The sequence below is a fragment of the Sphingobacterium cavernae genome (genome assembly GCF_008520265.1).
Classification (GTDB): Bacteria; Bacteroidota; Bacteroidia; order Sphingobacteriales; family Sphingobacteriaceae; genus Sphingobacterium; species Sphingobacterium cavernae.
This window is the reverse complement of the sequence record NZ_VIQM01000012.1, coordinates 69,092-93,707: the sequence shown is the minus strand read 5'-3', so window position 1 is coordinate 93,707 and position 24,616 is coordinate 69,092. Positions and strand designations below refer to the sequence as shown.

Annotated in this window: 18 protein-coding genes; 13 read left to right on the top strand and 5 right to left on the bottom strand. The window is 38.2% G+C overall.

Annotated elements, in window-relative coordinates; genetic code table 11:
* A partial coding sequence (locus FLS47_RS01355; protein WP_149912602.1) for a transposase occupies nucleotides 1–956 on the top strand: 956 nt, incomplete at its 5' end.
* Between the two features lie 158 nt (nucleotides 957–1,114).
* On the opposite strand, the gene FLS47_RS01350 is transcribed toward FLS47_RS01355, so the two are convergent.
* From FLS47_RS01350 to FLS47_RS01340, 3 genes are all read right to left on the bottom strand, one after another.
* Nucleotides 1,115–2,944, bottom strand: coding sequence for a glycoside hydrolase family 15 protein (locus FLS47_RS01350; protein WP_149912601.1), 1,830 nt, complete (start codon nucleotides 2,942–2,944; stop codon nucleotides 1,115–1,117).
* A 24-nt stretch (nucleotides 2,945–2,968) separates the two neighbouring features.
* Nucleotides 2,969–5,170, bottom strand: coding sequence for a bifunctional alpha,alpha-trehalose-phosphate synthase (UDP-forming)/trehalose-phosphatase (locus tag FLS47_RS01345; RefSeq protein WP_149912600.1), 2,202 nt, complete (start codon nucleotides 5,168–5,170; stop codon nucleotides 2,969–2,971).
* A 119-nt stretch (nucleotides 5,171–5,289) separates the two neighbouring features.
* Nucleotides 5,290–6,816 (bottom strand): FAD-dependent oxidoreductase, encoded by a 1,527-nt coding sequence (locus FLS47_RS01340; RefSeq protein WP_149912599.1) that lies wholly within the window; start codon nucleotides 6,814–6,816, stop codon nucleotides 5,290–5,292.
* A gap of 143 nt (nucleotides 6,817–6,959) precedes the next feature.
* Here FLS47_RS01340 and FLS47_RS01335 point away from each other — a divergent pair, with 143 nt between their 5' ends.
* Nucleotides 6,960–7,415, top strand: a complete 456-nt coding sequence (locus FLS47_RS01335) for a hypothetical protein (protein ID WP_149912598.1) — start codon at nucleotides 6,960–6,962, stop codon at nucleotides 7,413–7,415.
* 159 nt (nucleotides 7,416–7,574) lie between these two features.
* Here FLS47_RS01335 and FLS47_RS01330 read toward each other — a convergent pair whose 3' ends face one another.
* Nucleotides 7,575–8,306 (bottom strand): transposase, encoded by a 732-nt coding sequence (locus tag FLS47_RS01330; protein WP_149912597.1) that lies wholly within the window; start codon nucleotides 8,304–8,306, stop codon nucleotides 7,575–7,577.
* A 993-nt stretch (nucleotides 8,307–9,299) separates the two neighbouring features.
* Here FLS47_RS01330 and FLS47_RS01325 point away from each other — a divergent pair.
* On the top strand, nucleotides 9,300–9,785 hold the full coding sequence (locus FLS47_RS01325; RefSeq protein ID WP_149912596.1) for an IS110 family transposase: 486 nt from the start codon (nucleotides 9,300–9,302) through the stop codon (nucleotides 9,783–9,785).
* A 17-nt stretch (nucleotides 9,786–9,802) separates the two neighbouring features.
* Nucleotides 9,803–10,390, top strand: a complete 588-nt coding sequence (locus tag FLS47_RS01320; protein WP_149912595.1) for a transposase — start codon at nucleotides 9,803–9,805, stop codon at nucleotides 10,388–10,390.
* 869 nt (nucleotides 10,391–11,259) lie between these two features.
* Here FLS47_RS01320 and bamE read toward each other — a convergent pair.
* Nucleotides 11,260–11,547, bottom strand: a complete 288-nt coding sequence (gene bamE, locus FLS47_RS01315) for an outer membrane protein assembly factor BamE domain-containing protein (protein ID WP_149912594.1) — start codon at nucleotides 11,545–11,547, stop codon at nucleotides 11,260–11,262.
* Nucleotides 11,548–12,211: 664 nt separating this feature from the next.
* Between bamE and FLS47_RS01310 the strand changes: the two genes are divergently transcribed.
* The 9 genes from FLS47_RS01310 (at nucleotide 12,212) to FLS47_RS01270 (ending at nucleotide 24,599) form a co-directional block, all read left to right on the top strand.
* A complete protein-coding gene (locus FLS47_RS01310; protein ID WP_124899920.1) occupies nucleotides 12,212–13,084 on the top strand; it encodes a DUF3347 domain-containing protein in 873 nt (290 codons plus the stop codon).
* 11 nt (nucleotides 13,085–13,095) lie between these two features.
* Nucleotides 13,096–13,500 (top strand): hypothetical protein, encoded by a 405-nt coding sequence (locus tag FLS47_RS01305; RefSeq protein ID WP_149912593.1) that lies wholly within the window; start codon nucleotides 13,096–13,098, stop codon nucleotides 13,498–13,500.
* A 21-nt stretch (nucleotides 13,501–13,521) separates the two neighbouring features.
* Nucleotides 13,522–14,109, top strand: coding sequence for a DUF3347 domain-containing protein (locus FLS47_RS01300; protein ID WP_223225080.1), 588 nt, complete (start codon nucleotides 13,522–13,524; stop codon nucleotides 14,107–14,109).
* A gap of 81 nt (nucleotides 14,110–14,190) precedes the next feature.
* Nucleotides 14,191–18,045, top strand: coding sequence for an efflux RND transporter permease subunit (locus FLS47_RS01295; RefSeq protein WP_149912591.1), 3,855 nt, complete (start codon nucleotides 14,191–14,193; stop codon nucleotides 18,043–18,045).
* Nucleotides 18,032–19,495, top strand: a complete 1,464-nt coding sequence (locus FLS47_RS01290; RefSeq protein ID WP_149912590.1) for a TolC family protein — start codon at nucleotides 18,032–18,034, stop codon at nucleotides 19,493–19,495. Before FLS47_RS01295 ends, FLS47_RS01290 begins: the two co-directional genes overlap by 14 nt.
* A gap of 24 nt (nucleotides 19,496–19,519) precedes the next feature.
* A complete protein-coding gene (locus FLS47_RS01285; RefSeq protein ID WP_149912589.1) occupies nucleotides 19,520–21,094 on the top strand; it encodes an efflux RND transporter periplasmic adaptor subunit in 1,575 nt (524 codons plus the stop codon).
* A 16-nt stretch (nucleotides 21,095–21,110) separates the two neighbouring features.
* The gene (locus FLS47_RS01280) at nucleotides 21,111–21,539 is read left to right on the top strand and encodes a heme-binding domain-containing protein (RefSeq protein WP_223225079.1); all 429 of its coding nucleotides are present in this window, start codon (nucleotides 21,111–21,113) and stop codon (nucleotides 21,537–21,539) included.
* A gap of 83 nt (nucleotides 21,540–21,622) precedes the next feature.
* Nucleotides 21,623–23,728, top strand: coding sequence for a copper-translocating P-type ATPase (locus FLS47_RS01275; protein ID WP_149912588.1), 2,106 nt, complete (start codon nucleotides 21,623–21,625; stop codon nucleotides 23,726–23,728).
* Nucleotides 23,729–23,750: 22 nt separating this feature from the next.
* The gene (locus tag FLS47_RS01270; protein WP_149912587.1) at nucleotides 23,751–24,599 is read left to right on the top strand and encodes an ATP cone domain-containing protein; all 849 of its coding nucleotides are present in this window, start codon (nucleotides 23,751–23,753) and stop codon (nucleotides 24,597–24,599) included.
* Nucleotides 24,600–24,616: the final 17 nt, after the last annotated feature.

The window sequence follows — 24,616 nt, the reverse complement described above, 5'->3', positions numbered from 1 at the left end:
CTCCTGATTTGACAGATATTAATAAAGAAAACGTTCAAGCTACAGTTGATAAACTTAATGAGGTACTATCCAATAATAAAGCTGTAAATAAGAACGTAAAAACTAGACTGCGTTATGTAACTAAAAATTATCCAAGTAAAATCCAGTTGTATGAACAGCAGGAGGCTATCCTGGCCGAACGTAACAGTTACAGTAAAACTGATACGGAAGCCACCTTTATGCGTATGAAAGAAGATCATATGCTCAACGGACAACTTAAGCCCGCTTACAATATACAAATCTCTACTTCCAATCAATATATAGTTAATTATACTGTACATGCCAACCCTACTGACACACGCACGTTAAGCTTACACCTTGATCAGCATAAAAAAAGTTATAATAATTACCCTAAAGAGGTTACTGCAGATGCTGGATATGGCAGTGAGGAGAATTACAATTATCTAGAAGAAAACAAGATAAAAGGATTTGTTAAATACAGCTTATTTGATAAGCAACAGAAGGGCAGTAATCAGACCAAAACTCCTTTTAGTGTAGATAAACTATTTTATAATAAAGAACAAGATTGCTATATCTGTCCAATGGGACAACCTATGTCTTGCTTAGGAACATTTAAAATACAAAACGCTTCAGGATTTGAGCAAGAGGTGAAAAAATATCAAGCAGCAAATTGCGCTAATTGTCCATTAAATGGAGCTTGTCATAAGAGTGCTGGGAATAGAATTATTCAAGTAAATGAAAATCTAAATCGGCACAAAGAAATAGCCTATAAACTTCTTAATAGCGAAGAAGGAATTCTCAAACGAAAAAAACGATGTTGTGATGTGGAACCGGTCTTCGGAAACATAAAACAAAATCATAATTTCCGCCGCTTTATGCTCCGCGGTAAAGATTTAGTGTCCATAGAATGGGGATTATTGGCAATTGCACAGAATTTAAGAAAGAAAGCGGCCTAAAAAGACCGCTTTTTCATCGTTTTAAACAAAATATTGAAATATTATGAACTTGTAGCTCACACAGTGGATAAACACTGACAAATTCCTGTCAAACTAAAAAAGGCCGCCTCAATTATTTTGAGACGGCCTCAGATTGTGTAAGTTAAATATTAAAAAGACTAATTTTGTTCGGAGATAAAATTATTCATTTCAGCATTTTCGAAAAATGTAGGTTTATCCAATTTAATAGCGATGCGGTAAGCGGCATTCATTAGTCCTACATGACTGTAAGCTTGTGGGAAATTACCCCATTGACTGCCGTCTTCCTCGTTGATGTCTTCACTGAATAACATCAGATGATTACCGAAGGACAATAATTGTTTGAAAACAGATTGTGCTTCTTCTACGCGGCCAACACAAGCTAAAGCTTCCACATACCAAAAGGCGCAAACTAGAAAAGTAGACTTTGGTTTTCCAAAATCATCTTTATGCAGGTAGCGATAAAATAGACCGTGATTACCTTTGAGTTCGTCTTCTAAGACGGCTAAATGCTTCTTCGCTTTCTCCGAGTTAGGATCTAAATAACCCATCATAATCAACTGCAAAGTCGAAGCATCCAGATTAGAAGAGTCTGTTGAATTTGTGTATACTCCACGCTCTTCATCATAACAAGCCTCAATATATGTCGCTGCTTTTTCTTGCAAAACTAAGGCCCGTTGTTCTATTTCTTTAAAGCCATTTTGACGCGCTATTTTCAATGCTGCGGTTGCGCCAGCCCATTGAAATAAATTCGAGTAACAATGTCTTTGTTGAAAGTTTCGAAATTCCCATATACCTGCATCGGTTTCATCTATTGTGTTTTCAATTTTGGTAAGAATAAAATTTGTCCATTCTTCTGCTACCAATTTATTTTGGTGTTTGAATCGTTGATCCGTAAAGAGCGGTAATAACGCAATCAGTGCTTGACCGTATACGTCATTCTGCACATGTTCGTAGGCCTGGTTGCCAATACGAATAGGGGTGTTTCCCAGATAACCCGCTAAATGATCTAAATGAAATTCCTCTAACTTAGTTTTCCCCAGAATACCGTATAAAGGTTGTAATCGTCCTGTATCTGTCTGTGTGATATTAGCAATGTAAGAAGCGTATTTTTCCATTTCTTCAAAATGACCAACATGACTCAGTGCTGTCAAAACATAAAAACTATCACGTAACCAACAAAAGCGATAATCCCAATTACGTCCCGACCCCGGAAACTCAGGGAGGCTGGTTGTACTGGCTGCAATAATTGCTCCTGTATCTTCAAATTGATGTAGTTTCAGCGCCAGAGCAGAACGAATAACCTGCTTTTGATAGAAGGATGGGATAGAAGCATTCTTTACCCATTTCTGCCAATAAACAACAGTACGACGTAAGAAGTCCTCGCAGGTACGCTCAATCGGTGCCTCAAAAGGACTCCCAAACGTCAAAATCATATGTATAGTGCGATCTAAGACATGCGGTATATCATCAAAAAAATGATTGATAGGCATATCTGTCGCTAGCCGTAGTTTTATATCACCTTGTTCGAATTGGAGGTGATTACTTCCTCTGTTTACATGGAATGTTGTTTTTCCATATTGATAGACTGGTTCACAACGCACGCGAATACGTGGTCTTCCTTTTAACGGTTCCACCTTACGGATCAGTGTTAATGGTTTAAAATAACGCTCATACTGTTCGAAGCGAGGCGCAAAATCCGTAATTCTGTAGGATCCTTCTTTAGTGGTAATTTCTGTACAGAGTATATTGGTATTTTCGATGTAATATTGTTTTGATTCGTAATCCTCATCTACAGGTTTTATATCAAATTTTCCTCCTTTATCTTCGTCTAACAAACCTCCGAATACAAAAGAGTCTTGAAAAGTAGGCCAGCACAACCAACTTATATTTGTGTCTTTATTTACATGTGCAATAAATGCACAATTTCCAATTATTCCACTGTTATAAATGTGTTTTGTATCTAACATGCTAATTTTTTAGGTGAAGAAATATTAAACGGATTGATAAGTAGGCTGCGCGAACTTTTTAATGAGTTTTAATACTTCTTCTTGTGTTTCAATATAATATCGAGCGGCAGACTTGCGACTGCCAACTTTCACGGTGATGGAATCAGCAGGTAGCTCTAGGAACATATCCTCATCCGTAGCGTCATCACCAATGGCGAATATAAAGTCAGGTTTGAAATCATTAACAATCTCCATGGCTGCTCTACCTTTGTTGAGTTCACTATTTTTAACTTCAATTACTTTGTTACCCATTAACAATTGCAGGCCATGATGTGGAAGCAAATAGCGCAAATGATCTACAAGCTCCTGTGCTCGGAGGTTGCCTAGTCCGCTTTGTACTTTGCGGTAATGCCAAGCTAACGAATAGTTCTTTTCTTCGACTACAGAGCCCGCCGTCATGTTTGTGAATTTGGTCATCACGTGTTTGATTGGGTATTTCCAACGTGTGGAAATGTGGGTCTTGGTATGCCAAACAAACTCGGGATAATTACTCCAAGCTCCATGTTCTGCTACTAAATAGTACTGCTTATTTGCGAACCAATCCGATAAAGTGTCATGCGGTCTACCACTGATGATCACAATTTGATTATGGGGATTGGACTGCAAATCTTCCAATACTTCGTATAAATCATTTGTCGGTGTAGCTTCGCTTGCATTATTGTTGAAGCCAATCAATGTGCCGTCGTAATCTAAGAAGAATAGACACTTTTTACTTTCGCTATATTTTGACAAGAAATTCTGTAGAATCTCAGGGTTAATTCGTCGAGCGCGTTCTTCTTGTTGAATAGACTTAATTTCTTTTAATCTTTTGAAGAATAAGCGAACCCAGTGCCTGATATTGAATTTCTTTACAATTTCTAGACTGTCATCCAATCGCTTCCGTTGTTCCTCTTCGGGCATATTTATCGCTGTACGAAGTGCTTCACAAATTTGTTGAGTTGAGTTTGGGTTTACCAAAATAGGTCCAATAAGCTCTTTACTCGCGCCAGCCATTTCACTCAAAATTAAGACCCCATTGTTTACTTCCTTGCTGGCAATAAACTCCTTGCATACTAAGTTCATGCCATCGCGAAGCGAAGTCACCAAACAAATATCCGATGCAACATACAGCGCGGACAGCTCTTTAAAATCGTAAGAATTATAAAAATAGCTGATAGGTGTCCATTCGTTATTGCCGTAAACAGCATTAATTTGCCCCACCATGCGGTTAATTTCATCATGAAGCTCTTTGTACTTTGGTACTGTATCGCGTGACGGCACTACCAGCATATACAAGATTACTTCATTCTGAAATTCGGGATATGTCTTGAGCAGCGCTTCAAATGCACGTAAGCGCTCAATAATTCCTTTACTATAGTCCAAGCGGTCAATGCTTAGAATAAATTTCCTATTACTGTAATATGTGCGTATTTCTTGAGCTCGTTGTTGAATCTCTGGCGATTGCGCCATATTGTTGAATTTATCGTAGTCAATCCCCATCGGAAACACTTCGACGTACACACTTCTTCCGCCACTACGTAAACAATTGTTTTGAATGGGTATTCCCAAGATATGTGTACAAGCATTCAAGAAATGCTGTGTGTCATTATATGTGTGGAATGCGATTAGATCTGCACCCAATAACCCTTTCAAGAGTTCATCGCGCCATGGAATTCCACGGAATAACTCATCTGGTGGAAAGGGGATGTGTTGAAAATAACCAATAGAAATACGAGTATTGGATGCTCTGATCAATTTAGGCAATAGCATCAATTGATAATCGTGTACCCATACCTCATCCAGATCTGCTATATCTTGTTCCATTACGATAGTAGCAAATTTTTTATTCACAGACTCGTAGGTGTTCCAATACCATTCATCGTACACTGCGTAGGAGGGATGGTAATGAAATATTGGCCAAAGGACTTCATTGGAGAAGCCTTCATAGTAGCCTTCTAACTCGCATTCTGTCAAGAAAACAGGAATCAAGTTTAGGGATTTTAATTTTTCTGTAACTTCAATTTTCTCAAGTTCGTTTTCAGGTACAAAACCCGGCCAGCCTATCCATATATTTCCATCTTCTTTGTAAATAGAGCCGAGACCTGTAGCCAGACCACCCTCACTTGGAATAACAAGAAGCTCCCCATTGCTTCTTTCAATTCGTACGGGTAATCTGTTTGAAACGATTATAGTTCTTTTTTTGTTCATAGTAAATTTGAAAACAGTATAAATGAAATGTATAGGTAGCGAATGTATACTGTCTATATAACTAACAGTTTAAAACGCTTGTAGTTTTAATTAATTTGAATCCGTGCTTTCAGTATATGTCATGATAACTCTATTTTTTCGTTAACACGTTCTAAGCCAGTTGTCGTAGGCCCAGTAAGTATTTTTCCATTAATATTGAATCTGGAACCGTGGCAAGGGCAGTCCCAAGATAATTCCGCATTATTCCAACGGACTTCGCACTGTGCATGCGGACATGTGCTCTTCAAGATGTGTAGTTCACCGTCTTTTTCTGCAAAGACGGCATAAGAATTTCCTTCATATTTAACGACTTTAGCTTCACCTTCTTTTATTTCTGCTAAGGAGTGTATTCGTTCCATACTTACTTTATCATCAATAAAGTCTTTGACCACTGTTGCATTTTCTTTTACAAAAGAGGTGAAGCCAGCTGTAGGTTTGAATCGCTTAGGGTTGAATAGTTTGGTGTATGGATTTTCGCCTCCGATAATCAAATCTGTTATAATAGCTGAGGCTAATGTTCCTAATGTCATCCCATTTCCACGAAACCCTGTTGCTACAAACATTCTGCCATCACTAGCGGGTAATACCCCAATCGATGGAAGGCCATCCGCAGGTTCGAAGTATTGACTTGACCAAGCATATTCTACCGTATCTACATCAAAATGTGTTCTGCAATAGTTTTCTAATTTCGCAAAGCAGGAACCAGTATCGTCAGAATGTCCAGTTTTGTGGTCTTCACCACCTGCAATAATTAATTGTTTGCCATCAATTTCGTGTGTGCGGTAATAATGGTATGGATCGTACAAATCATAACCAAGCGTGGTAGGGTAGTTGTCTTTTTTTAAAGTGAATGCAATTGCATAACTCCGGTACGGCGCTGTCGTAAAATGCAAAATGCTAATTCCTGGTGGTGTATGTGTTGCGTATATGCCGTGCTTCGCTTGAATTTCGCCTAGGGAGGTTTTGAAGGTAACACCTTCGCTATCTTCTTCATGGGATTCTACTAAGCAATTTTCTACGATCATTCCGCCTGCTTTAATATAGGCTTCGGCTATGGCTTTCACATATTTTATGGGATGGAATTGTGCTTGTTTGGGAATATGAACGGCTTTTTTGAAAGGTATTGGATAGTCGATTTCATCAATATATGTCATTTCGTAACCGACTTGATTCGCACCATCCACGATATCATCTAATTGTTTCACCTGATCATCATCCATAGCAAAAAGCTGTGCATTCTTATACTCAAAATCACAATCAATTTCGTGACGTGCTACATTGGCTTGAAATATATGGATGGCTTCTTTACCCGCTTGCGCTAGAAGTTTGGCGTTCTCTAATCCAAACTTACCAATAGTTTCTTTGAAAGTAGTGTCGAAAAAATCATTCAAATGAGCTGTAGTACCGCAAGTCGTTCCAAACCCAATATTATTAGCTTCCAGAAGAATACATCTTAAGCCAGAAAGCTGTAGGCGATAAGCAGTAGAAACTCCTGTAATTCCACCACCAATAATAGCCACATCAAACATTTCATTATGTGTAGGCAAATTTTCGAGCCTCTTAGTCTTTGCTTGCCAAATGCTTTTGCGTGCTCCGTCTCTGAACATATCCTATATATTATTGTTATACAATTACAATGATTTGTACACAACGAACAGTTATGCTTAAGAATCGTTCGGGAATTTTTAGAATGGTTGGATTGAAAGGAGTCTCATAAATTTCAGTGAATTATTAAAATGAATGAATTGATATGGAAAAGTTTGAGAAAAGGTTGGCAACCTATAAAGAAAAATATGGCGAGGAAAAACGTCAGAGTAAATTTAGTTATAATCAAAGTGCGGAGCAGATAATTTATCGAAATGAAGCCTTGCGTACGGGTCAACGTGATATGTATGCGGAATATTTAGATGCACACCATGATCTTGATGAGTCGAATGAATTAAAGGCGTTTGATAGTATCGCATCTAGAGTAATGAAACTAGATAGACCTTCTTTTTTAGCTTGGGCTACAGATAAGGGAATTGAATTAGTCGAAAGTGATATTTATATTTTTGATGAAGATGCTATCCTAAAAGGTATACGTCTTGATGATACTGAAATGGAGGATTACGATGTAGAATCCAGCTGGGACGATCTTGTACATAATTTGCACAAGCCCGAAGATCTCGCCAAAGAGCGAGCTTACTTTTGGGTTTTAGATGAATAATTCTTATTTTAACTTACGGATTTGTTTCAATAAGTTAAGCTACGTTTGGCTTCTGCTATATTTGTTTTCCGAGAATCAAAGGTAGTCCATTGATATAGGCTTAATACAAATAAAATATCCAAGTGGGTAGACTTGGATATTTTATTTTGTATTAGTTTGCTATGTACATGACAAAAATTGTAATAAATTGATGTTTAACTTGTTGAATCCGGACAATAAACACTCTGCAATATAATCAAGGCCGTATTTGAATATTGACACGGCTTTTCTTTGATGTTTCTTGATTTTAATGGGTCGAATCTGGTCATGAATATAATCACCAACTTTGTAGCACCACAGGCATGCTATCATCGTAAGCATGAACAATTTTTCAAGGCGGTCCAAGTCAGTGACATGGGTATCTTCTATATTGAACCCGCTAGATTTCATAAATTTGAATAGTGTCTCTATATTCCAGCGCCGCCTATAATATTCCAGTGCCTGCTGTGGTTTATTGAATGATACCAGTATTAAAAATTCAACTTTTCCATCGATCACAGTTTTAGTAGCTGATAGGTAACATAATTGACCGTGCATTTCTACAATATGCTGGTAATGTCTGAATTCCCTGCTATTAAGGTTGTTAAACAAGTGCCATACCGTTATTTCTTTTTGTTTTCTAGGCAAGAACACCTTAAAGTTATTCCGGATCCTGATATGATACCGGATGCTATGTTCATTTAAGAATCCTAACCATTTCTCTCCGATAAATTCACGATCAGCTAATTTTTTGCTTGATCCGTTTTCCGCGTTAAGATGACGCTCAAAAGGAGACTCAAATCCTTCAATACTGAGCTGATTTGGACTACTATAAATAGCGGTAGGTGCACGCCTTTTTGATGCTTTTTTCATAAACCCTTGCACTTCATACCCTAAAAATAAATATAATCCATTGGCTAACAAAGAGAATAGTGTTTTTCAGCAGACCCTAATTAAGATTGGAAAATTGAAATACCTTCAGTTTTCTGAAAGTATAGAATTGTTTCGCAATCATAATATGGTATCTACCAAATGGAATACAATAGATTTAACACTAGACCGAGATAATTTAATAAGCTATAGTTTTAGGTGAGAGAAAGAAGAAAATCGTGAGAATTTAACATAAAAAAAGCCCGACAATTTTGTCGGGCTTTGTACCTAGGGCGGGAATCGAATTCGCACAGCCGTTTATTACTTCGATTTTTTGCTGAAATTCCGTGTTTTTGGTGTCTTTTTGCACTTGATATACCTTATTTTATCGATTAATTGGTGGGACTTTTGGTGGGACTTTTTTTTGTTTAATATTGTATTTCCGTAGAGTTCTTGCTAATTCATTTTTATGCAATTTTGTTTATTCAAATATGCTGTTTAAAATTGAATACACAAAGTGCAAATTTAGTCTAGTCGATGATAATCAGGTTCAGTGGATTGGACAAATCGTACTGCTTCTGTCAGTTGGTTACGTAATAATTGAATTCTTTTCATAAGGTAGCGAAAGCGAAGTGATAATTTAAAATGCGTTATGGGAATTGTGTGTTGGATACAACAGCAATATATTATTCTATAATGTTACTTTTAACCCAAGGCACAAATACCTCATTCCCACCTCTCCATTTGTTTGAAGAAATGCGATAAGAGCGAAAGCGAAGTGATAATTTAAAATGCGTTATGGGAATTGTGTGTTGGATACAACAGCAATATATTATTCTATAATGTTACTTTTAACCCAAGGCACAAATGCCTCATTCCCACCTCTCCATTTGTTTGAAGAAATGCGATAAGAGTATCCATGAAATAAAATAGGCCTATGGTTTTTGTAAGTAGTCAATTAACTTGCTACAGATTTAACACAAAACACCATAGGCTATGGATACAAATATACAAACAGGCCCACATAAATTAAGAGTTAGTTTTTCTGGTCGGCAGATTTTTTTAGGAATTGATGTTCATAAAAAAAACTGGAATATTAGTGTATTTATAGATGATATATTCTTTCAGAATTTTCATCAGGAAGCGAATTCGTTGCTTCTTTTAAATTATTTAAACTCTCATTTTCCAGAAGCGCGTTACTTAGCCTGCTATGAGGCTGGTTTCTCTGGTTTCTCAATTCAACGTGAACTTGAGTCACTTGGGATCGATTGTATTGTTGTCAATCCATCAGATATTCCACAAACGAATAAAGGAATACTGTCCAAAACAGACACTTCTGATTCCCGTCGATTGGGAATGGCTCTATCTAGAGGACTTTTGACCCCTATCTATATTCCTGATAAACTTACCGAGTCAGATAGACAGCTCATAAGATACCGTAAAAAGACTTTAACAGATTTACAGAAAAAGCGAAAATATTAAAATCCGCTTTTCATTCTATGGGTATAATCATTCCTAAAGAGTACGACAAACCTTATTGGACCAAAAAGTTTATTGATTGGATACGTAATCTAAAGCCCGAAGAAGTTTCTTCACAAATACTAATAAGCCACGTGATAGATGATGTTGAATTTCTACGAAAACGGTTATTGCAGATTAATAAGGACATACGACACCTCTCTTCGCATGAGAGATATAAAGAAGTCTATTCAATATTGATTTCTGCTCCAGGTATAGGCATTATCACAGCTATGACGATGCTGACCGAAATTGGTGAAATCAAACGGTTCAATAACTTTGCGAAGTTCAATTCATTTATCGGACTATGTCCAAGTGAATTTTCTTCTGGTGAGAATATAAGAAAAGGAAAGATGACTCCAAGAGCAAATTCTGCCTTACGACCGCTACTTATCGAAGCGGCTTGGATAGCCATTAGAACGGATCCTGCTCTAGCACTGAAGTTTCAGGAACTCATAAAGAGTAGAACTAAGAAACGCGCAATAGTGGTCATCGCCAGAAAATTGCTATCACGAATATATCATATATGGACTAATACAAGACTCTATCAAAAAGGATTATTAAGATAAACATAAAATAAAAAGTAAGTGAAAAGATAATTTCTACTTGATGCTTCTGACTACTTGAGACAGCCTGAATTAAGTTTCTTTATTAAGAGTGTGTAGCAGATCATCAACTTAAATCTAATGGATACCTGTAACTTTGATTACTAATAGGAGGCTGAAATTATTATCTTTTTACTACATTTGTATAAGAAAAAAAGCTTGAGAAAGTGCCTTTTCAAAAAATTTGGGAAGGCCTTTCTTAGGAAGTTTTTTGACTAAAATCTAAGAATTATAGAATTTTATTCATAGGAGGCTGTCTCAAAAAGACAGTCTCTTCTGATTATAATCGTTCGTGAAGAGTAATATACGGAATTTTTAGTTATACATCCTTTTTAGAATCCTAAGTAAGAAGATGTCAATCAGAACGAAAGAAATAGTTCCTATTATTTTAAATTTAGTTGAATATTCATAAGATTCAAGCTTAAAAAAATGAACTACTCCAAGAAATATAATGAGACTAGTAACTAATAACAAAATTGAAATTGGTCTATTGTGTAGCTTGTCACCATAATAGTTGCCTGTATTCTTTAAATATAAATTTTTGTTAAAAATAAGTTTTAGCAATATCATTATAACAGTACTGATTGCAAATATGATACTTAGACTAAAGATGAAAATTCCCATTACAAAAATCAGTTAGTTTATTGGACATAATTTTACTACTTCTTGTTAAACAACTTCTCGATCTGTTTTGCCGAGTATTGATTTGTGTATCCAACAACTGCTTCATTTTTGTTGCTCGATGTAGAATGATATAAACGAACAACTTTTCCTCCTAAAAATTCATAGTCAGATTTCGATTGATTTTGCTAACTTTTGATCTTTTCTTAAACTTATTTGATTTTCAGGTTCCCTGCATTGGAATATTCTCTAACCTTTCCATTTTTAAATACAATACGACTTCTGCCATAATACCATGTACTTTCGTTAAAGTAATCATTCTCATACACAGCCGTAGGAATACCCATTATGTTTCTAACTTCTTCCTTGGTAGAGCCTATTTTGAAGGTTAGAAATAATTTTTTCAAACTTTCATTTGGGATTTTTTCAATAGAATCTAAAGTACTTAGGGTTGTTGTTTCTTCATCTAACCGTACAGAATCGATGATAGGCTCTTCCATAGCAATTTTTGAATCATCTATGATTTCATTTTTATGAGCTAATTCTTGGGAGGAAAGAAATCAATACCTAAGTATTATAGGGTTTGATAATATAATTATCGTTCCTTACGCCCATATTTATAAAAAAAAAGGATTTTTATAAAAAAAATAGTATAAATTTGCATAGCGATGAAGCTTATTATAAGCAAGGTATATGTCTAACTTACTAAAGATATTCTTAAGTATATGCTTACTGGGATTTTTTCTAATTCCAGGAGAGGCTTTGGCATGCTCATCTCATAAAACCGAAATCGTTAAAAAAGATAAGTCTTGTTGCGATCATTCTTCTGATCATCAAAGTAAACAGGCTTGTAAAAAGAACTGTTGCAAAGATAGCGAGGGCGATTCCGGTTGTTCAGGAGCTTGTGATGCAAAATCCTGTCACAATTCTTCTCCTACACACTGCATTCAGAATCTTAAATATTCTCATAACACTTTCTTTTTTGAGAACAAAAAATCATACTCATTCTATAAACAACTCTATTATTCTTCAGGGGTTTATTCCATTTGGCAACCGCCTAAAATAGGTTAAAACTATGGCTTGATAGCCACAGGTAGGTCTTGTCGAGAACTAAATACAGTTTTCGACACTCATCTTATATCTTAATTATCTAAAATTTTCAAAATGAAATCATTATCAAAAATAGTGATGGTAATCGTCGTATTACTATCATCCATGAACAGTTTTGCGCAAATCAAAAATGCGAAAACAGAAACCGTAAAAATATATGGCAATTGCGATATGTGTAAAGCCAATATCGAAAAAGCTGGTAACGTGAACAAAGTAGCCAACGTAGAATGGAATGAAGATACTAAAATGGCTACGTTTACTTATGATGCTAATAAAACGAATCAAGATGAAATACTTAAACGTATTGCTTTAGCAGGGTACGACAGTGACAACTTCTTAGCTCCTGATGATGTATATACCAAATTGCCTGAATGTTGCCAATATGATCGAGTGGCTAAGCCAGTTGTAAAAGCTAAAGATGCGGATATGCTGATGCATAATGAGCATAAAGGCCATAACGATATGAACCAAACAAAAGTTACTGCCGCTCAAGAGGGACAACAGTTAAAAGCTGTTTTCGATAATTATTACTTGGTAAAAGATGCGTTGGTGAAAACCGATGCAGGTAATTCATTTGCAAAGGCCGCTGAACTGGTAAAAGCAATTAAAGCGGTAGAAATGACAAAACTTTCAAATGAAGAACATGCCGTTTGGATGAAGGCATTGAAAGATTTAACGGACAATGCTGGAAATATTGCCGCAACCAAAGATATTTCAAAACAAAGGGAAGCCTTTGCATTGCTGTCTAAATATATGTATGAGTTAACCAAAGTATCAAAGCAAGAAACACCTGTTTACTATCAGCATTGCCCAATGTATAATAGTGGTAAAGGTGCAAATTGGTTAAGCAAGGAAGAAGCGGTTAAAAACCCATATTACGGCAATAAGATGCTGACATGTGGAAATATTATTGAAACTATCAAATAATTAATCACAATATGAAGATTATTTTATACGCTTTGATGATTTTAGCTACACTAACTTCTTGTAGCGGAAACTCCAATGAAGCCTCGAAAAAGAAAGAGCAAAACGTAACGGATAGCAATCCAAATGTTTTTAACAAAGGGGATATCGTGCCTAATGATTTGGTTTGCATGGTAAATAATGAATACATGGGTAAGAAGCAATTCGAAGTAGAGTTTGAAGGAAAGACATATTATGGTTGTTGCCAAATGTGTAAAGAACGTATACCTAAGGATGAATCGGTTCGTGTCGCAATTGACCCTTTTTCAAAAAAGCATGTAGATAAAGCAGCTGCGCTGATAGCTATTACGGGTAATAATGGAGAGGTTTCCTATTTTGAAAATAAAGCAACATTTACAAATTATATAAAACAGTTTTAACAATTAACAAAAATCATGACAATGAAACATTTATTTTTAGGCTTAATCGCCTCTTCAATACTGGCTTTAACAGCATGTAACGGAAATACAGAGAAAAAAGCCGCAAGTACAGAGCAAACTTCTGCTCCTGTAACTGAAACAATACCTTCAGATAACAGTACAGAAAACCCTGAACAGGGCAATTTTTCTGAATTGTATGCTCACTACCAACATTTAACATTTGCTCTGTCGTCAGATAATGATAAAGAAGCTGCCAATGCCGCTAAAGGCATGTTGGAGGCCCTTCCTAAAATCAAGTCAGATGGGTTCAGTGCGGAAGACAAAACTACATACGAGGATATTGCTGCGGACATTAAAGAACATGCAGAACATATCTCAGACAACGTGGGCAATATTGCTCATCAACGAGAGCATTTAGTGACGTTGAGTAAGGATTTTTACGATATAGCAAAGACATTTGGCACAGACAAACCTTTATATAAAGTCTTTTGCCCGATGTATGATGACAACAAGGGCGCATACTGGCTGAGTGATAGCAAGGAAATCAAAAACCCATACTATGGAGCGGAGATGCTTACCTGTGGAGAAGTTCAAGAAGAGTTAATGTAAGATCAAGGATTTTTTAGCATACAGGTTTCAATTCAGTGATAATCTGTATGCTAAAATTAATATGTCAAAACTGTATATGTTATGCTTAATACTATTATTAAGTACTTTCTCAATAATAGAATAATTACCATTCTACTGTTGATTGTAGTAGTCATTTGGGGGCTGATTACAGCACCCTTTAATTGGCACCAGAACCTGTTGCCAAGTGATCCCGTTCCTGTAGACGCTATTCCGGATATTGGTGATAACCAGCAAATCGTAGCGACAGAATGGATGGGAAGATCTCCCAAAGATATCCAAGAACAGATCACTTATCCCTTAACAACATCCCTTTTGGGAATTCCGGGAGTAAAAACAATCCGAAGCAGCTCTATGTTCGGTATGTCATTCCTTTATATCATTTTCGAGGAAGATATCGAATTTTATTGGAGCCGTTCCAGAATATTAGAAAAGCTCAATTCACTGCCTGCTGGTACGCTCCCAACAGGGGTCATACCCTCATTGGGTCCAGATGCTACGGCGCTGGGACAGGTTTATTGGTACACCTTGGAAGGACGCAATCCTGAAACCGGTGAGCCGACCGGTGGTTGGGATCCCGAGGAACTGCGCACCGTGCAGGATTTCTATGCCAAATATAACTTAGCAGCATCAGAAGGAGTTTCCGAAGTGGCTTCCATCGGTGGGTTTGTAAAAGAATATCAGGTTGATATCGATCCTGACGCTATGCGTGCTTATAACGTTTCCGTAATGGATATTATGTCCGCCATTCAAAACAGCAACCTTGATATCGGTGCCGAAACGATCGAAATAAACAAAGCGGAATACCTAGTACGCGGATTAGGCTATATAAAAAGCGTCAAAGATCTCGAAGATGCGGTGGTAACCGTACGGAACAATGTGCCTGTCAAAATAAAAGACGTAGGGTTTGTAAACTTAGGGCCAGCCACACGACGTGGAGGGCTGGATAAAGAAGGAGTCGAGGCCGTCGGTGGTGTCGTGGTTGCTAGATATGGGGCAAACCCAATGGAGGTTATCAATAACGTCAAGGCAAAGATTAAACAAATGGAAGCAGGTCTTCCTCAAAAGACATTAGCGGACGGTACTGTTTCCAAGGTAACAGTTGTTCCCTTCTACGACCGTTCAGGACTAATTCAGGAAACGATCGGCACTTTAGAGAATGCCCTGACCCACGAAATCTTGATCTGTATTATCGTTGTCATCGTACTTGTCATTAATCTGCGTGCATCCATCTTGATATCAAGTATCCTACCGATTGGGGTACTGACCACATTCATTATCATGAGGCAAATGGGTGTAGAGGCCAATATCGTGGCCCTTTCAGGTATCGCAATCGCTATTGGCGTTATGGTAGATGTCGGGATCGTCTTTGTCGAAAGTATCCTGCGGTATATGGATGAAGAACGAGCCAGGAGTGTTGAAAGCCGCGGAAAAGCTTTTGTAAACTTAATTTCCAAAGCCGTATCCGAGGTGTCGGGAGCCTTGTCAACAGCCATGCTCACTACGATCATCAGTTTTTTGCCTGTTTTTGCCATGGAGGCGCAAGAGGGAAAGCTATTTAAACCGCTGGCCTATACCAAAACTTTTGCTCTAACTTCAGCTTTTCTCTTAGGAATCATCGTATTGCCAACACTGGCCTACTACGTTTATTCGATTCGATTGAACGGTAAGAAGCTGCGCCAGTTTGCCAACTATTTCTTAGTGGCAGCAGGTATTGGACTTTGGATATACTCGGGCGTTTTTATAGCCTTTGCTTTGACCCTGATCGGAATAAATAATCTGTTTACACCGAATTGGAAAGGAGAGAAATTTGCCAACTATATCAATGTAGCAATTACTCTTTTCGTGACAATGTATTACCTGACGGTGGAATGGCTGCCGCTGGGTACGCAAGCCAGTACGACGCTTAACTTTGTATTTGTGTTTTTGGCAATTGGAGCCATCCTAGGGATGTTGTGGGCACTGGTGATCTATTACGAGCAGGTTTTGCGCTGGTCGCTTTCCCATCGATGGAAGTTTATGTCCATACCTATCATAACCCTGGTATTCGGATTGTTGGCTTGGATGGGAACCGAAAGAAGCTTTGGGTTTGTAGCCAAAGGTTTCGAGACGATCGGATGGAAATCGTTTAAGGAAACTACTTTCTGGCAGAAATCAACCGAAACGTTCCCAGGAATTGGAGAGGAATTTATGCCAAGTTTAAATGAAGGCTCTTTCTTGCTAATGCCGACAAGTATGCCACATACTGGCATTGAACAAAACCTGCAATTTATCCGAACCTTGGACAAACGTATTCAAAATATCCCAGAGGTTGAAATCACAGTCGGTAAATGGGGACGTGTAAACTCTGCCCTTGACCCGGCGCCTACCCAAATGTTTGAAAATACCATCAATTACATTCCGGAATATATTTTAGACGAAGATGGTCATAGAGAGCGTTTTAAAACTAATAGCGACGGGCATTTTGAACTGATCAACGGAGATACCTACCATTTGGATCAGGGATTTAGGCAAATTCCACGAGATAGCCTTATCATAGATAAAAGCGGTAAATTCTTTCGTCAATGGCGTCCCGAGATCAAAAAGGCAGACGACATTTGGCAGGAGATTGTCAATGTTTCCCATTTGCCGGGCTTAACTTCCGCACCAAAACTACAACCCATTGAAGCAAGGATGGTTATGCTTTCCACAGGTATGAGAGCCCCTATGGGCTTAAAAGTATCGGGTCCTGATCTTGAATCGATAGAAGCTGGCGGAAAAGCATTGGAAACAGCCTTAAAGGATATTCCATCGATCATGCCATCTACGGTTTTTTACGACCGTGCAGTAGGCGCGCCCTATATTGAATTGCACCTAAACCGAGATAAAATGGCTAGGTATGGAATTACCGTAGCAGAGCTTCAAGAAGTGATCAGTGCGGGAATTGGTGGTATGTCATTGACCAATACCGTAGAAGGCAGGGAGCGGTTTCCTGTTCGTTTACGGTATCCGCGCGAATTAAGGGATGATCCCGATGCATTACGGAAAATAATCATCCCTACCGCTACCGGTGTACAAATACCTTTGGGGGATGTCGTTGACATTGAATACGCCAAAGGTGCGCAGATGATCCAAAGCGAAAACACTTTTTTGTTAGGCTACGTTATATTTGATAAAATAAGTGGTAAGGCTGAGGTAGAGGTCGTGCGTGAAGCCGATAACATCTTACAGGAAAAAATAGCTTCCGGGGAATTGACATTACCCGATGGTGTAACCTATGTATTTGCGGGTAATTATGAACAACAAGAACGTGCGGCAAAACGTCTTCTCCTTATCATACCGATGAGTTTATTGGCTATTTTGCTCATTCTTTACTTCCAGTTCCGGACAATTACCGCTTCCTTGATCCATTTCTCCGGCGTATTTGTAGCGCTTGCAGGAGGTTTTATTTTATTATGGTTATATGGACAGCCTTGGTTCATGGACTTCTCTGTGGGGGGAACGAATATGAGGGACTTGTTCCAGATGCACAGCATTAATCTCAGTATAGCTGTTTGGGTAGGTTTTATAGCTCTGTTTGGATTGGCGACAAGTGACGGTGTATTGATGGGTACATATATCCACGATACTTTCGTTGCCCGAAACCCAAGAACAAAAGAAGAGATCAGGGAGGCCGTTGTCTATGCAGGATTAAAACGTGTGAGGCCTGCCGCGATGACCACCGCCACGGCTTTGATAGCCCTGTTGCCTGTATTGACCTCAACGGGTAAAGGAGCAGAAATAATGGTGCCGATGGCAATCCCAACATTTGGGGGGATGCTGATCCAATCCATGACCATGTTTGTAGTGCCGGTATTCCAATGCTGGTGGAGAGAATCGGCCCTTAGAAAAGAAAACAGGTCAAAAAATAAAAATCAAATAACTGATGAAAAAGAATAAAACATATATAGCTACGAGCCTATTTGTAGTGTTGGGTTTCTTTTCGAATGCTTTCGCTCAGGAGCAAACGAAAGATTCACTATCACACTACATAAAGGTCGCGATAGACAATAACCCGGGCGTAAAATCGCAAAGCTTAGCACATGAGGCCTTCCTTGAAAAGATCCCGCAAGCGGGAGCTTTTCAGGATCCGGAACTATCTTTGGAAGCATACACCATGCCCATGGACATTGTTGGTGGCCGCTCCATTGGGAATGTCAGTTTGATGCAGATGTTTCCTTGGTTTGGTACAAGAAAAGCAGCCCGGACAGAAGCAACGCACATGGCCAATATGCAAGATCAGCAATATCGGGAAGCAGTGAATAACTTGATTCTGCAAGTCAGTATTCAATGGTATACAATGCAAAAACTGAACGAGCAGCTACACAATAATGAAGAAAATAAAAAAATCTTAGATCAATTGGAACAATTGGTTTTAAGGAAGTTTTCTGCGCCATCTAACACCGCCCAGCCAAATGCAACTCCGACCGTTACCAGTAAGGCTGCTTCCTCACCTTCTACATCCACCACCTCATCAAGTATGGGTGGAATGAATATGGGAAGCAGTTCCACAAGTGCTTCGGCTACTAACCCCAGCATGAATATGTCGTCCGGGGCTGGAATGGGTGGAATGACGGGTGGTTCAGGCTCAGGTATGTCGGAAGTACTCCGGATTCAATTGGAGATTGCTGAAATTGAAAACAATATTGAAAGCCTCCATTCTCAAATCAAAGCCGAAAAAGCAAAATTCAATGCATTGTTAAATAGGGAAGCCAATGAAGAGGTTATGTTAGGTAAAGAGATTAACAAATTGGCGTTTTTATATAATGAAGAGGAAGCCTTGGCAATTATTGAGAAAAACAACCCCATGCTTGAGATGATTTCAGAAGAAGGTTTGGCTTTTAAAGCAAAAGCCGAGATGGATAAAAAAATGAGCTATCCCATGATCGGTATCGGTGCTCAATATATGCTTGTTGGGAAAACCAATAATACGATGCTGGCCATGGAGGGTATGAATGGGAAAGATATGGTTATGCCTATGGTCTCTGTGAGCCTGCCGATCTTCCGAAAAAAATACACTGCACAACAAAAAGAAAGTGAACTGTGGCGGAAATCAACCGAGGAGAACTTTAAAAACACTTATAACACCTTAAAAAGTGAGTACTATGGTTTCAAAAGCCAAATGGATGATGCAGAACGAGTTTTGAAATTATATGACAAGCAGACGACACTTGCCCAAACGACTTATAACTTAATTGTAAAAGAGTTTATAACTGGCAAAAGTGATCTAACAAATGTCATTCAGGTACAGCGACAATTGTTGGACTATCAACTTAAAAAAGCAGAAGCTATTGCGAATTATAACACGATGGTTGTGTCAATTAAGAAATTATTAGCAGACAATAAATAACGAAACTATTCAAAATTATTAGTAATGAATAAACTGAAAAATATACTTAGAAATAAGGTAGTAACTTACGGAGCTATTCTGCTGGCTGGATTACTACTCGGCTGGGCGATATTTGGGGGCAATGAGTCCCATGATCATGGTCATGATCTTGAAATGGAAGTAACTGAGGACGGAGCTACCGTATGGACATGCTCCATGCACCCACAAATCAAGATGGATAAACCAGGTAAATGTCCGTTATGTGCAATGGATCTGATCCCACTGAAAACATCTGGAGGCGGTGATGAACTAATTGATGATGAAGCTATTCAGCTTTCTAAAGAAGCTTTTGCTTTGGCAAATATTCAAACTTCTGTAGTGGGACACAAGAATGCTATTAAAGAAGTACAATTGTATGGTACCATTCAAGTCGATGAACGCTTACAACAATCGCAGACTTCACATATCAATGGACGCATAGAGAATCTCTATGTAACCTTTACTGGTGAATCCGTTAAGGAAGGCCAACTAATAGCGAAGATATATTCTCCTGATCTATTCACAGCGCAACAGGAACTATTGGAAGCAGCAAAATTACAAGATGTGCAGCCAATCTTGCTTGATGCAGCTAAAGAAAAGCTTCGCTTATGGAAAGTATCGGAAGACCAAATAAATAAGATTCTACAATCTAAAACCGTTTCCCCCTATGTAAATATCCACGCTAGTACTAGTGGTGTTGTTTTAACAAAAAATGTGAATCAGGGCGATTACATTAACCAAGGTAGTGTGTTATATACCATTACGAATCTTTCAAAACTGTGGGCTATTTTTGATGCATACGAAACAGATTTACCATTCTTGAAAGTTGGCGATCAGTTGGAATATAGCTTACAGAGCCTACCTGGAAAAATATATAAGGGTCGCATAGCTTTTATTAATCCAATCATTGATGCAACCTCTAGAACTGCAAAGATTAGAGTTGAAGCTGATAATATGGACCGTAATCTAAAACCTGAGATGTATGCTACAGGACATATTTCAGCTCCTTTGAAAGGAAAGGGTAAGGAGATAGTCATTCCTAAGTCAGCAGTTCTATGGACAGGAAAGCGTTCGATCGTATATGTCAAACAACCAAATACATCAACGCCAGCCTTTAAACTTCGGGAGATTATTTTGGGACCTTCATTAGGTGACCAATACGCTGTCTTATCGGGATTAGAAAATGGTGAGGAAATTGTCACAAAGGGGGCTTTCACGGTAGATGCAAGTGCACAACTTGAAGGTAAAGTCAGTATGATGAACAATGATCAGTCACCGATAGAAACCGAACACGATGATATGGAAAGTAGCGTTGTTAAAACACACGACATGTTAAAAGTCTCCGGAAATTGTGAGATGTGCAAAAGCCGAATCGAAAAAGCAGCGAAAGGTGTTAAAGGAGTGATTTCAGCAAATTGGGACGTAAAAGCCAAAATTATCCATCTAGATTTCAATTCAAAAGTCACTTCTAAAGGAGACATAAGCAAAGCTATTGCTAAAGTCGGTCATGATACCGAAATGGATAAGGCTTCTAAAGCGGCTTATGATAATTTACCTAGCTGTTGTTTGTATGATCGTTAAATCTAAACTAATTCTTATGGTTTTGCTAGCTGTTGTTTTGTTAATTCAGCTAGTAAGACCTCAAAAGAATACAGCAGTTATTCCTGCGGGAAAAGTATTTGTTGATGCTTTTAAAGTTAGTGAACAGGTTAATGCAATTCTGGCTGTTTCTTGTTATGATTGTCATAGTAATAAAACGGAGTACCCTTGGTATAGTGAGATTCAACCTATGGCTTGGTTCATGGATAAGCATATAAAAGATGGAAAGGAAAAGTTGAATTTTGATGAATTACCTTCTTATGGATCTCGGAAACTTAATTCAAAATTTACGCAAATAATCACGCAAATTGAACAAGATAAAATGCCATTAACCTCTTATTTGTGGATGCATGAGGGGGCTAGTTTGAGTCTGGCAGATAAGAAGCTGTTGGTTGATTACTTTAATTCATTAACAGATAATGAGTAAATTTAGGATATTAATTGAACAGGTAGAGCCTTCTACTCACCTGTTCAATTTACCACCAATGAAATATTTTTAAAACTATTATTATGAAAAAATACACATGCCCAATGCACCCTCAAGTTCTCAAAGATGAGTCGGGGAAATGTCCATTATGTGGAATGGCTTTAGTTCCCTTTGGAAAAACTAGTGGTCACAATCACAGCCATCATAAACACGGGGAACATCAGGGTTCAGCAGACCAACATGATAAACATGAAGGTCATCATACACCTGATTTCCTGAAAAGATTTTGGATAAGTTTAATTATTACCATACCTATTCTTGCGCTTTCGCACATGATCCAAGAGTGGTTTGGATTCAATCTGAAATTTACTGGTGACAAATACGTGCTTTTTGCCCTTGGGACTTTGATTTATCTGTATGGTGGTATGCCGTTCTTAAAAGGGATGATTGGAGAAATTAAGGCAAAAGCCATTGGGATGATGACCCTAGTAGCAATTGCTATTTCAGTGGCTTATTTTTACTCTACGGCAGTAGTATTTGGTCTTCAGGGTATGGATTTCTATTGGGAACTGGCAACACTGATCGTAATTATGTTGCTTGGCCACTGGTTGGAAATGCGTTCGCAAATGGCAGCATCCAGAGCTCTTCAAACTTTGGTAGCGCTTTTGCCAAATGAAGTAACGGTGGAACGAGACGGTGAAGCTGTGAAAATAAAGTTGGAAGAATTGGTTAATAACGATATTGTCATTATCAAACCGGGAGAGAAAGTACCAGCAGATGGAGACGTCATTGATGGACTTTCCTATGTGAACGAAAGTATGCTTACAGGGGAAAGTGTTCCTGTAAAAAAGGAAGCCAAATCAACGGTTATAGCTGGAGCGATCAACGGGGATGGAGCGTTAAAAATAAAAGCGACAGGAGTCGGAAAAAACACTTATCTAAACAAGGTGATTAACCTTGTGCAAGATGCACAAAGTGCAAAGTCGAATACACAAAATCTGGCAGATAAAGTTGCCAAATGGCTTACTTTCATTGCAATTGGAGTCGGTGTAGGAACATTTGTTTATTGGTATAATTCAAGTGGAGATATGGCATTCGCATTAGAAAGAATGGTAACGGTGATGGTCACTGCATGTCCTCATGCCTTGGGGGTTGCGATTCCTTTGGTAGTTGCGATTTCGACTACGCTATCAGCAACCAATGGACTGCTTATTCGTAATCGGACAGCATTTGAAATTACTCGGAATTTAACAACCATTATTTTCGATAAAACGGGGACATTGACAGAGGGTTCTCATGCTGTACAAAGAGTTATTGCTTTAGACAGTTTTACCGAAGATGAGATCATCCAGTATGCCGCAGCTGTGCAGCAAAACTCCGAGCACCACATTGCAAAGGGGATGATAAAACTTCTTAAGGAAAAAGGACTTCAATTATGGAAATCTGATCATTTCCAATACATGCAGGGAATAGGTGTTAAAGGCACAGTAAATGGAAAAGAAGTTGTAGCCGCTGGGCCAAATTATTTTACGGAGAACAAAATTGAGAAACCAACGATCCCTTCGGAAATTGATCAGGACACAGAAACTATAAACTATGTATTCATTGAAGGTAAGGTAATTGGTATCATTACCCTCGCAGATCGTATAAGAGAAGGATCACAAGATGCCATACGTCAACTTAAAGAAATGGGAATAAAATCATTCCTTCTAACTGGTGATAATGAAAAAATTGCGGCATCGGTTTCCAATAAATTAGGAATGGATGGATTTTTAGCGAATGTTCTGCCACATAACAAACAGGAAAAAGTAAAAGAATTTCAAGCGAAAGGTGAAATTGTTGCTATGACTGGTGACGGGGTTAATGATGCACCTGCATTGGCACAGGCTAATGTCGGAATCGCTGTGGGATCAGGAACAGATGTAGCTGCGGAAACAGCTGATATCATTCTAGTAAACAGTGACCCTAGAGACGTTGTCAAAATGATAGATTTTGGAAAGCGTACCTATAGAAAAATGATACAAAACCTCCTATGGGCTGTTGGTTACAATATAATTGCTATTCCATTGGCAGCAGGAATATTATATCCGAATTTTATGCTAAGTCCAGCTATGGGAGCTGTTTTAATGAGCGCCAGTACCATCGTCGTTGCATTTAATGCAACCTTGCTAAAACTGAATAGAAAATAGAATATTAAAATTATACCTCGAAATGGAAAATACCGTATCGCAAATAATGGTAACCAAAAGTGATGGACGTATCGTGTCTTTTGATCCGAATAAGATCATAAGGGTTCTACGCAAAGTGGGTGCTGAAGAACAGGCTATCTCCTTGATCTTACAGCAAACGTATAAAATTCTTTATGAAGGTATTCCGACAAAAAAAATATACAAATCTGTATTTGAGAACCTAAAGAGGATGGATAAATCCATCGCAGGCAGATATAACCTTAAGAATGCAATCTTTGCATTAGGTCCTTCGGGATTTCCCTTTGAAAAATATGTCGGTTCGCTTTTTATTGCAGAAGGGTATTCCGTAAAAACAGGAGTTTCCGTATCAGGCCAATGTGTGGAGCACGAGGTTGATGTAATAGCAGAAAATATATCGGAATTGAATATGATGGAATGTAAGTTTCACTCGACAAACAAGATATATTGTAGTATACAGCACTCGTTATATGTTCGTGCGAGATTTTGGGATATAGAAAACAGTTGGAAAGAAGAAAATGTTGATTCGTCAAAGATGTTTTTTGGATGGCTCGTGACCAACACTAGATTTTCTACAGATGCTATTACCTATGGTACTTGTTCGAATTTAAAGATGATGTCCTGGGATTTTCCACTTAATAATGGTTTGAGAGATAGAATTGACAAATTGGGATTACACCCGATTACAGCCATAGTGTCGTTATTAAAAAAAGAGAAACAAAAGCTTCTGGATATGGGGGTCGTTCTTTGTAAAGGTCTGAATACCGATATATTAAAGAGTCTGGGTATTGACGAAAGTAGAATACCTGATATTATGAAGGAGTCTACCAATTTATGCAGAAAAAATAAATGAAACACAGGTTAAGTCAA